The sequence below is a fragment of the Micromonospora sp. NBC_01638 genome, assembly GCF_045209745.1.
GTDB lineage: Bacteria > Actinomycetota > Actinomycetes > Mycobacteriales > Micromonosporaceae > Micromonospora.
In genome coordinates this window covers 2,270,581-2,280,163 of record NZ_CP109273.1, presented here as the reverse complement: position 1 = coordinate 2,280,163, position 9,583 = coordinate 2,270,581, and the positions used below count along the sequence as shown (strand labels likewise).

Below are 9,583 nucleotides of genomic sequence, written 5' to 3'. Positions count from 1 at the left end.
CCCGCTCCTCGTTCTGCTGTTCGACCGCCCTACACCCTGCTACAGGGTCGGTTGAGCCGCCCTACACCCTGCTACAGGGTCGGTTGAGCCGCGTAGGCGGCTCGCAACTCCGCCGCCACTCGGCTGGACGCCGGCCGTCGCGGTGGACGTTCCCGAGGCCGAACCGGTGGCTCAGGGGCCTCGGGCTCCGCGATCTCTAGCGCCCCTGCTTCCACCGACTCGGGAGGCGCCGGAGGCACATCGAGCGGCCCATCCGCATCCGCGCCGCCCACAGCACTCAGCTCGTCGAGCCTTGCCTCGATCGACGGCGACGGCACCTGGCCCTCCCGCAGACCCGGATTTCGGCCGGCGGTCCTGCCGATGAGAGCCAACCGTGCGTCGGCCGGGCTGATGGAGGCGTCCGCCAGCAGTTCGGCACAGGCGGCAGCCACATCGGAGATCGTCGGACGTTCCTCGGCCTCGAAGGCGAGCATCTTCCGCAGGAGTGGGAGCAGACGGGCGGGTACCCCAGTGAGATCCGGTTCGATCTCAGGGTTCGTGATCTGCCAGATGATGGCCTGCCACGACGGCCCGTCGTACGGATAGTGCTCGGCCGCCGCGTACAGAAGAACTGTGCCCAGCGCGTAGACGTCGGCCGCCGCGGTAACCCGCGGGTTCCCGCCGGCCTGCTCGGGCGGCATGCACCGCACCGAGCCGATGATCATCCCGCTGGTCGACAGGGAGTCGTGCGACGACGAGGCATCGACGAATGCCGCCAGACCGAAATCGATGATCACCGGGCCGTCTGCGCCTAGTATCACGTTCTGCGGCTTCAGGTCCCGGTGCAGGAGGCCGGCACCGTGTACCGCCTCCAGGCCCTCCGCGACGAGCGCGCCAAGGCTCGCCACCAGAGCCACGGGCAGCATCTCGTGCTCGCGTACGTACTCCTGCAGGGTGTAACCCGGGACGTACTCCATCGCCAGCCAGGGCCGGTCCGCGTAGGGGTCCGCTTCCAGGAATCGGGCGATGCGATTCGTGCCGATCACCGTCCGGGCGACGGCGGCCTCTCGTTCGAACCGGGCGCGGGTGACCGGATCCAGCCGATCACTTCGGATGACCTTCACCGCCACAGGCGAACCCGCCGGCGAGTACGCGAGGAACACCTCACCCATACCGCCGCTGCCGAGCTTACGACTGACCGCGTATCGGCCGATGCGAGACGAGAGCTCACTCATTCGACATTCTGCGCTTTTCCGCCCGCCGTGCACCCAGATCCACTCTGGCCAGTGTGCCGAAACGGCGCACCGACCGCGAGCCACGACGCGCTCCGTGGCCAATCAGTGACGTCGCTGTAGCTGAAAAGCCGACGTTCAGACCTCTTCAGTCCCTTGACGTCGTCATAGCCCCGTCGCTGCGCCGGCTGATCGAACGGAAGATGCGTGAGGTCCCCAAGCGCAACGTGGTTCGGCACGAGCGCTCCTCCCCAAATGGAAACCTGATGAGCAGCTACACGCGCCAGCAGCTGACCACCGTGATGCGGTTCCCACTCGTGAGACCTCCGCCAACGAGTTGGAACCGGAAGGGGCAGCAGCAGGCGGCCCGCCCCGCGGTGACAGGCGGTGGCCGGCTACCCCGTGCTGGCGGTGCGATGGCTTAAGCATGTCCTCGCCATGGTAGAGACCACCTCACCACCATCGCTCAGCACGCTAAGCAATACGGGGCTGACTGCGGGTGGCGCCGTTGGATAGGGTCGGCGATCAGGTGGGTCGTGGCATCGCCGAGGTCGTCGACTCGGTGAACAAGGCCCAGGCTCACTTCCAGAAGGTCAGCCGGGTCGGGGGCAACAACCTGCTGAACAGCGCGGTGCGTGCGTGCCGACAAGCGCCTGTCCGTCTCGAAGAGGGCGTGGACGAGGTCAACCAGGCCCAGGACCTCGTCGGTAAGCATTTGGTGGCAGTGGCGACGGCCGGGGGCTGAGCGCCGGCCGTCGCCACATTCCGCCCGCGTTTCGGAGCGGGGAGTTAGCCAGCCGACGGGTCGCGCGGTGCCGGCTCTTCGGCTTGCGGGAGCCGTTGGGTGCCGGGCTGCCGGGGCCCGATATCGCTCTGCTCGTCGTATGTCGGCTCGACCTTCCGCTTGCCCTCGGTCGGCTGCCGAGGCGGCATGTCGATGCCGATTGCTCGGGCGTACTCGGCGAGGATGCCGCCGGCTTCGGCGAGCAGCCATGTGCCGTCGCGGAGCTTGACGATTCCTTGGGCGTAGTTGCCCAGTGCCCGGTTGACCAGGGGGTTGGTGGCTCCAGCGGTCAGTGCACGGAACTCGGCTCGGGCGTTCTCGGCGTCCTGGATGACGACCTTGGTCAGGTCCTGCTGTTGGCCGATGGAGACGTGGAGGTCTCGGAGCGCGGCGGCGATGTCGGGCAGGGTCACGGTTGGTACCTCCGGGTGAGGTCGGCTGCGGGATCAGGGCCGGCAGTGATGCGGCGGGCGTTGATGAGCTGCGGTCGGGTCGCGCCGGGTGTTCTTCGGGGCAGGCGGCCGTAGCGGGTAAAGGTGGCGGCGGCTTGCTCGTTGGTGGGGCAGGGGCCGATGAGCTGGCAGCGCAGGCAGTAGCCGGTGGCGCTGGAGGTAACGTGCTCGTCGAGCGCTCGCTGCGCGGTCGTGAGCTGGTCGATGGCCGCTGCGGATAGGTAGACGGTGGCGCCCATGTCATTCCTGCGGCTGTGGGAGGGCGCCGACGCGGGCAAGTACCTGCCGGAAACGTGCGGCGCGGCCGGGCGAGGGCATTTCGATGCCTTCGAGCCACACCCACTGGCCGTCGTACCAGAGGCTGAGGTCGAGGCGGACGCCGATGATCCGCAGCGGAAGTGGGCCGCTGCCGTGCTGGTAGTCCTGTTCGCGTAGGTGCACGACGTCGCCGGGCGCGACGGCGACTACAGGTGTGATCGGCGTCGGGGTCACAGTCCGCTCGTCCAACTCGTCCGGCCGGGATGCGGGCGGGATCTGCGGCCTCCGCAGTCGGGGCAGCTCAGTGCCGACCCGCACCGTCGGCACCATCGGGACTTGACCTTGAACAGGAACAGTCCGGCGGCGAAGCCGAGCATCGCGACCACCGCTAGGACGAGGGATGGAACAGCTGCGCTGCCTCCCTGACTCGGCCTCTCGGCAGGGACGCAGCCCGCTTCGGGTGACGTGCTGCGTCCCGTCGAGAGGCGTCCGAGGCCGGACGGGCGGTGAGCCCCTGGGAGCGCGAGCCCACCGCCGTACCGCGCGGCTTTGATGAGCCGCACCGACCTGACACGCTCATGCCCATAGTGCCTATGCACTAGTGATAATGCAAGGATTGCATTCGCATGTACGTCACTTGCCTGGCCTGCCTGGAGGTTGCATCCGCACGGCGGGCACACTCTGACTACGACAGGAGCGAAGGGACATGGAGTTGTCAGCTCGACGGCAACCGCCCACCGTGCGCCTCCGGCGGCTCGCGGCGGAGCTGCGCGGACTGCGTACCGCGGCCGGCCTCACCCGCGACGAGGTCAGCGAGCAGACCAGCATCAATCCCGCCACCCTCTACCGCATCGAGACGGCCAAGGTCCGCCCGCAGCGGCGCACCCTGATGGCGATGCTGGACAAGTACGGCGTCACCCACGAGGACAAGCGCAGCGAGCTGATCGCCCTGTCCCGCGAGGCCGCGCAGCTGGGCTGGCTCCAGGCGTACGAGTCGGAACTGCCGGAGCTCTACACCACGTACATCAGCTTCGAAGCCGAAGCCCGCTCGGTCCGCAACTATGAGTCGCTCTTCGTCCCAGGCCTCTTGCAGACCGAGAACTACGCCCGCGCCGTGATCCGGGGTGTGTTGCCGCTGGCGACCGACGCGGACGTGCAGGCCCGGGTGGAGGCGCGCATGCAGCGGCAGGAGTCGCTCCGCAAGACGGAGCCGCTGCGCCTCTGGGCGATCCTCGACGAGGCCGTTCTGCACCGGCTGACTGGCGGACCAGCCGTCATGGCCCAACAGCTCGACGCCCTGGTGAGCGTGGCGGGCCAGCCACACGTCACGCTTCAGGTCATTCCGTTCACCTCGGGCGCGCACGCCGGCATGCCCGGCTCCTTCGTCGTCATGGACTTCCCCGACCCAGCCGACCCCGCCCTGGTGTACGTCGACAGCATGGCCGGCGACCTGTTCCTCGAACGGGAAGCAGACGTCCGCCGCTACACCAGCACGTTCGAACACCTTCGCGCCACCGCACTCGACCCGACCAGCTCGATCAAGCTGATCCAGGAACACGCCGCGGCGATCAGTCAGAAAGGAGGTACAGGATGACCTCAGTTGACCTGTCCCGCGCCCAGTGGAAGAAGAGCACCCGGTCCAGCGGGAACGGCCAATGCGTCGAGATCGCCGACCTTGCCGACGCGGTGGCTCTCCGCGACAGCAAGGACCCAACCGGCCCGGCCCTCCTGTTCCCCCGGGAGGATTGGACGAGCTTCTTGGCCGGTGCCAAGTACGGGCACTTCACCCACCCGTAGGCGAATGAATCCGACGGACGGGCCCAGCCTACCGTCGGCGATCATGGGCACGCTTCTGCGCATGGCTGCTATTTGCGCCACCAGCTGGGGCGTCCGCGCATGCCGTAGTGCCAGGTGGCGGCCTGAAGTCGGGTCACGTCGATGGCCTGCTGGTCGCGCTCGGAGCGGTACTCGCGGTGGGGCTGATGCGGGCTCCAGTCGCCGATGAAGGGCCGGAGATCGTCGGCCTGGGGGGCGATGTCGAACTCGATGCCGGCGAGGGCTCCGTCGCCGCAGGTGGGATCAAGGCGGTCGGCTGCGGCTCGCGCCCAGCCGATCCATCGGGCACGGTTGTCCAAGTCGTTCGGCCTATCGGGGCCGGCTACTTCGAGGGCGTCGCAGAAGGCGCGGATCTCGTTGGCGGAGATCCATGAGTCGTAGGCCCGCCGAAACGCCTTCTTGCGTAGAAGTTCGGCGGCCTGGGGACGAGCCTCGTCGAGGGCCGCTTGCCAGCGGCGACGCTCTTCTGCCCGCTTCCTCTCTTGCTCAGCAATGTATTCGTCGTGGGCACGCTGAGCAGCCTGCTTGGCTTCCTCGTCGGCGGCGATGCCGGCTTCGACGTCGCGGATGATGCGGGGAAGGCGCTTCTCCAAGGGGGTGCGCTTGTCGTCGGCCCAGGTGTCCTTCCTGTCCCAGCCAGCGCGGGAAATTTCCATCCGCAGCCGGCCGGAGGCGACCCGGTCGGTCTTGGGGAGCACCATCCACCGGTTGCGCCGCAACTGCCGGGCCTCCTGCTCGGTGGGGACGTGGGGAATTTCGTCGTACTCCTCGATCAACCGGACTCTGCGGCGGGTCTTGTCGACTTGGAGGTAGACCGACGGGTTCTTCGTCTTGGTGTTCACCCCGACCCGGTGGCCCCGCCGTCGGGCTTCGGCGGCGAGGCCGTGGATCAGGTCCAGCGCCCTGGGGACGGATGCCTTCGTAACCTCCAGTCCGGCTGGGTTCTTCTCCAGCGCGGCGAACACGAGGCCGGGATCGGTGGTGACCCGGCGGGTGTTGAGCCGGATCCGGTTCCAATCCCTGTCGTCCGGGTCGTCGTCGTTGGATAACCGGATGATCAGGTCTCCGGCGGCGCGGCCGGTGTGCTTGAGATGGAACCCGGCGGGCACGAGACCGTGCTGCTTGGCTGCGTGGATGACCCGCCGATACCGGGCGCGTTCCTCGGAGTCGGGGCTCTCGACTCGCACGGTCCCGCCTTCGGCCTGAAGGCGTTCCACAAGCCGCCGGGCCTGTTCAATCATGGCGGCGGTCGGGGAGCGCGTCGAGCTGGCGGTCGCGGTGGCGCCACCGACTCCCGACCGGGTCGAACCCGACTGGCTCTGCTTGGCGGTGGTGGTGCTCCGGGCGGGTTGGCGTGGTGCCGCAGTGTTGCTGAGGAGCCGGTCGGGGTGGTCGGGGTGGATGCCGTTGTCGAGGTAGAAGCGGCCAGCGTCGGTTATCTGCGCCCGCCACACGCCACCCCGGCGGCTGATGTCGACGAGCCTGCGGGTCTGCAACGCCCGAGCGGAGTGGCGCTGGTCGAGTCCGTCGGGGCCACTGAGGTCGTCCCCGTCACCGATGCGCCGCAGCAACAGCAGTTGATGTTGCTTCAGCGGATCCCATCTCTGCACCCTCCCGACCTTCGGCGGCCTGGGCCTGATCCGCAAGGAACGACACCCTGTCTCAGTTCGATGGGTCTCATCGACCCACGCGGCGTGCTCCCTCCTCCGAGGTGAACCGGGACAGCCATGAAACAAATACTCGCGTATCGTCGATACGCGATTTGTTTGTCGGCCTGCTCCTCCTAGCTTCGAGTGCGGACAACAAACCACATAGGAGGAGGCGGCATGGCGTTAAGGCTGGCGCAGCTGGTCGGTGATCTTCCCGGGCCGTACATCATGGGCGCGATTCTGTTACCGGTGCTGTTCGTCGGCTGGGTCATCGTGAGCGAGCGGCGGACCCGTCACCTCACGCAGCTGATCCGCGCGGTGCGGGGATCGGTCCGCCCTGGAGGCGGCTCCCGTGGCCGTGGCCGAGAGGAGCGCTGACGATGTCCACCTCGGAGCTGCTGATGACGAAGGAGGAGGTGGCCCGCGCTGCCGGCGTCACCACGCAGGCGGTGAGCAACTGGGCGCGTAGGCACCCCAACTTTCCTCAGCTCGTCCGGCACGGATCCCAGGATGGCTATCTGACGTCGGCGGTGGCGGCGTGGTTCGATGGCCGCCAGATCCCACGCCCCGTATTGCTGCCGGGCGAGCGCCTAGGAATCACCTACGGGGAACGGTTCCGCTCCTCGGTGGGGTACCCGGCATCACCGAATGCCAACGATCCAACCCAAGCGCCGGTTGCGGAGTCACTCGACGAGGATCTGTGGGCGCCGCTGGAGCCGCTACTACGCAAGAGCGAGGTACCGGCCGCCTTCGAGGCCGTCGTCTTGTCCCTGCTGTGCCTGCGCGATACCTCTCCTGTCGACTGGGCGGCGGTGTCGAGATCCTCCGTGGACACAATCCATGAGATCGTCACGCGGGCGTGGCAGCGGCAGCCGGAGCGCATGGCGGCTGCCACGACAGCCCTTCGAGACGCTGCAGCTACGCTTTACGGGCGGGATCGACTCCTCAAGATCGTCCGCATCCTTACCGCGGTCCGGGCGCCCGACGGTCACGTGTTCGCGTACCTGCTCGACCGGTTCGCCAGGTTCCGGCACAGCAGCCCGGACGAGTACCTGGTCCCGGCCGAGCTGGCGCATCTGATGGTGCGGATGGTCGATCCCGTGCCCAGCGACCGCGTGCACGACCCGTGCTGCGGTCCGGGAAACCTGCTGGTGGCTGCGGGGAAACGCCTTGCCGGAACCGGCTCACCGGTCACTCTCACCGGCCGGGCGGCGACGGCCAGGACCTGGAGCCTCGCCACGATGAACGCCGCAATCCACGGCATGCGGGTCGACCTCGGAGATGGGCCGCCGTCGGACCCGGGGGAGATCGACGCCGAACCGGGCCGGTTCGACGTCGTGCTGCTCAACCCGCCATTTGGCATGAGGAACTGGAGCCTGCCCACGTCCCGTTCGGCACGCCCGTGGCCGTACGGCGAGCCTTCCCCGCACAACGTCACCATGGCCTGGCTACAGGCGGCGGTCGAGGCGCTTGCACCCGGCGGCCGGGCTGCCGTGATCATGCCTTACAACGCCACGTTTGCGCTCGCCGTCCGGGAGCGGGAGATCAGAGGGGCGATGGTCGAGCACGGAACCGTTCGCTGTGTTGTCGCGCTGCCCAGTCACCTGTTCCGCGAGACCACAGTCCCGGTAACAGTGTGGATACTGGTCCGCCCCGGCGACAACACGACAGGTGAAGTTCTCTTCGTCGACGCCTGCGGAGCGACTCGCAGGAGCAGTCCCACCCACCGGGTGCTGACGAAACATGGCTGCCAAGCGGTCCTCGACGTGTACCAGGGATGGACGAACGGGACGGCCGTCCTCCCGATCGCGAGGGAAGACATCGCCGCCACCACGGCGACGGTGTCGGAGATCCGGGAGCACGACTACGACCTTCAGCCCAGCACCTACCTGAACCAGCGTCGGCAAATCGTGCCCGATCCGCGGACCTCGCCGACGCTTCCCGCCCTGCAGAACGGCCTGGCCCGACTGGACGCCGACGCCAGAGCAGCTGACCTGAACCTCGACCGCTGTCTCGAAAGGTTGGTGTCGTGGACACGCTGATCGGCCCCGTACCGGACGACTGGCAAACGCGGCGTCTTGGCGAGTGCTGCGGCGTGCAACCAGGCCCGTCCGGCACCACGTTGAGATCCTCTGCATATGTGATCGGAGGCATCCCCGTCGTGAAAGCCGGCGACATCAGCCCCGAGGGAATCCACCCCAGCGCCAGCGTCAGCGAGGAAACCGCCAGACGCCTACGGCCACGGTACGAGCTTTTCCCCGGCGACATCGTGCTCGTGCGCATCGGCAGAACAACCCGGCACGCGATGGTGGCCGCGCGACAAGAGCGCTGGCTGCTCGGCGGCTCCTGCATCCGTATCCGCGCAACCCGAGACATATCCGCCGAGTACCTCGCCTGCTACCTCACCCACCCGGCGGTGCAGGAGTGGCTGGCCGAACACACCCAGCGCGGAGTGCTGCCGACACTCAACGGGCGCAAGGTCCGGGAGATGCCGCTCGTGTTACCGCCCGCAGCCGTTCAGCAGGGCATTGCCGAGGTCACCAGGGCCATCGACACGAAGATCCGCGCGCACAAGGACGTCATCCAAGCCACCCAAACGCTGCGCGAACTACTCATTCCGCGAATGCTCACTGGCAATCCCGTGCTGCCGGAAGCAGCCGTCAGTCGTGATGCGTGAGGGCATTGGTCGCGAGGGTGCCGCAGCGGAGCCCGGCTGGCCTGCGCATCGGCGCACTTGATCAATGCGCCGATGACTACGTGAGGTTGGGGTGCGTCGAGTCCTTCAGCGGCACCTCGACGTAGGCGTCCACCTCAGCCACGCCGGTGCAGCCCGTATCGGCCCTGGTCGGGCACGGACGCAACTCCTTCGTCCTGTCGGCGCTCAGCACGGCGTCGGCGGCCGGACTGGCTTCGTACCGACCGCACGCCGGGCAGGAGACATACTCGGTCCGCCGGATCCACACTCCTGCTGAGGCGCCCTGCTCATCGATGGCCATGATGCCGAACGCATCTCATCCCAACTGGTACGGACAGACCACCGCTTGTTTACGATCGGCCGGCCGGCGTCTCACATTATGAGAGACCGGGAGATTTCCTCAAGATTCTTTGGCCTGGATGGGGCGGGACTGGAGCGGACTGTTGCACGCCGCAGGTGTACGCAGGCGAACAGAGGCGAACGTTCATCGCTCCGGCCAGCGCTTCAGGGTGGCCAATCGTACTTGACCGGCGTGACCGGCTGATGCGCAATAGAGGCACGTCCTCGTGCGGCGGCCGACCATCGGGCCGATCAGCCGACAGATGGGCGCTCCCGGGTGGGGCGCCCGCCGTCGTTGTGGTCCTCGGCCGGTCGTCGGCGACGTACGAGCCAACCGACGGGAGGTCCCCGATGAAGGA

Annotated in this window: 11 protein-coding genes and 1 pseudogene; 6 read left to right on the top strand and 6 right to left on the bottom strand. The window is 67.7% G+C overall.

Annotated elements, in window-relative coordinates:
- Nucleotides 1-71: 71 nt before the first annotated feature.
- Nucleotides 72-1,214 (bottom strand): serine/threonine-protein kinase, encoded by a 1,143-nt coding sequence (locus tag OG811_RS10775; protein ID WP_406073836.1) that lies wholly within the window; start codon nucleotides 1,212-1,214, stop codon nucleotides 72-74.
- A 511-nt stretch (nucleotides 1,215-1,725) separates the two neighbouring features.
- Here OG811_RS10775 and OG811_RS10770 point away from each other — a divergent pair.
- Nucleotides 1,726-1,956 (top strand): annotated as a pseudogene (locus OG811_RS10770) (hypothetical protein); the annotation flags it as partial.
- 44 nt (nucleotides 1,957-2,000) lie between these two features.
- Here the strand turns inward: OG811_RS10770 and OG811_RS10765 are convergent.
- The 3 genes from OG811_RS10765 to OG811_RS10755 are packed head-to-tail and all read right to left on the bottom strand — an operon-like array spanning nucleotide 2,001 to nucleotide 3,023.
- Nucleotides 2,001-2,408, bottom strand: a complete 408-nt coding sequence (locus OG811_RS10765) for a hypothetical protein (protein ID WP_406073834.1) — start codon at nucleotides 2,406-2,408, stop codon at nucleotides 2,001-2,003.
- Complete coding sequence (locus OG811_RS10760) at nucleotides 2,405-2,686, bottom strand: hypothetical protein (protein WP_406073832.1); 282 nt, start codon at nucleotides 2,684-2,686, stop codon at nucleotides 2,405-2,407. The genes OG811_RS10765 and OG811_RS10760 overlap by 4 nt, the downstream gene beginning before the upstream one ends.
- Nucleotide 2,687: 1 nt before the next feature.
- Nucleotides 2,688-3,023: a hypothetical protein gene (locus OG811_RS10755; RefSeq protein ID WP_406073830.1), complete on the bottom strand. Its 336-nt coding sequence runs from the start codon at nucleotides 3,021-3,023 to the stop codon at nucleotides 2,688-2,690.
- A 388-nt stretch (nucleotides 3,024-3,411) separates the two neighbouring features.
- Here OG811_RS10755 and OG811_RS10750 point away from each other — a divergent pair, with 388 nt between their 5' ends.
- Nucleotides 3,412-4,299 (top strand): helix-turn-helix transcriptional regulator, encoded by an 888-nt coding sequence (locus OG811_RS10750; protein WP_306270665.1) that lies wholly within the window; start codon nucleotides 3,412-3,414, stop codon nucleotides 4,297-4,299.
- On the top strand, nucleotides 4,296-4,502 hold the full coding sequence (locus OG811_RS10745) for a DUF397 domain-containing protein (RefSeq protein WP_406073828.1): 207 nt from the start codon (nucleotides 4,296-4,298) through the stop codon (nucleotides 4,500-4,502). The genes OG811_RS10750 and OG811_RS10745 overlap by 4 nt, the downstream gene beginning before the upstream one ends.
- A gap of 68 nt (nucleotides 4,503-4,570) precedes the next feature.
- Here the strand turns inward: OG811_RS10745 and OG811_RS10740 are convergent, their stop codons facing one another.
- Entirely contained in the window at nucleotides 4,571-6,151 is a 1,581-nt protein-coding gene (locus OG811_RS10740) for a hypothetical protein (protein ID WP_406073826.1), read from the bottom strand.
- 216 nt (nucleotides 6,152-6,367) lie between these two features.
- Between OG811_RS10740 and OG811_RS10735 the strand changes: the two genes are divergently transcribed.
- The 3 genes from OG811_RS10735 (at nucleotide 6,368) to OG811_RS10725 (ending at nucleotide 8,867) form a co-directional block, all read left to right on the top strand.
- Complete coding sequence (locus tag OG811_RS10735; RefSeq protein ID WP_406073825.1) at nucleotides 6,368-6,568, top strand: hypothetical protein; 201 nt, start codon at nucleotides 6,368-6,370, stop codon at nucleotides 6,566-6,568.
- A gap of 71 nt (nucleotides 6,569-6,639) precedes the next feature.
- Nucleotides 6,640-8,232, top strand: coding sequence for a class I SAM-dependent DNA methyltransferase (locus OG811_RS10730; protein ID WP_406073823.1), 1,593 nt, complete (start codon nucleotides 6,640-6,642; stop codon nucleotides 8,230-8,232).
- A complete protein-coding gene (locus OG811_RS10725) occupies nucleotides 8,220-8,867 on the top strand; it encodes a restriction endonuclease subunit S (protein ID WP_406073822.1) in 648 nt (215 codons plus the stop codon). The genes OG811_RS10730 and OG811_RS10725 overlap by 13 nt, the downstream gene beginning before the upstream one ends.
- A 76-nt stretch (nucleotides 8,868-8,943) precedes the next feature.
- On the opposite strand, the gene OG811_RS10720 is transcribed toward OG811_RS10725, so the two are convergent.
- Nucleotides 8,944-9,186 (bottom strand): hypothetical protein, encoded by a 243-nt coding sequence (locus OG811_RS10720; RefSeq protein ID WP_406073820.1) that lies wholly within the window; start codon nucleotides 9,184-9,186, stop codon nucleotides 8,944-8,946.
- Nucleotides 9,187-9,583 lie beyond the last annotated feature (397 nt).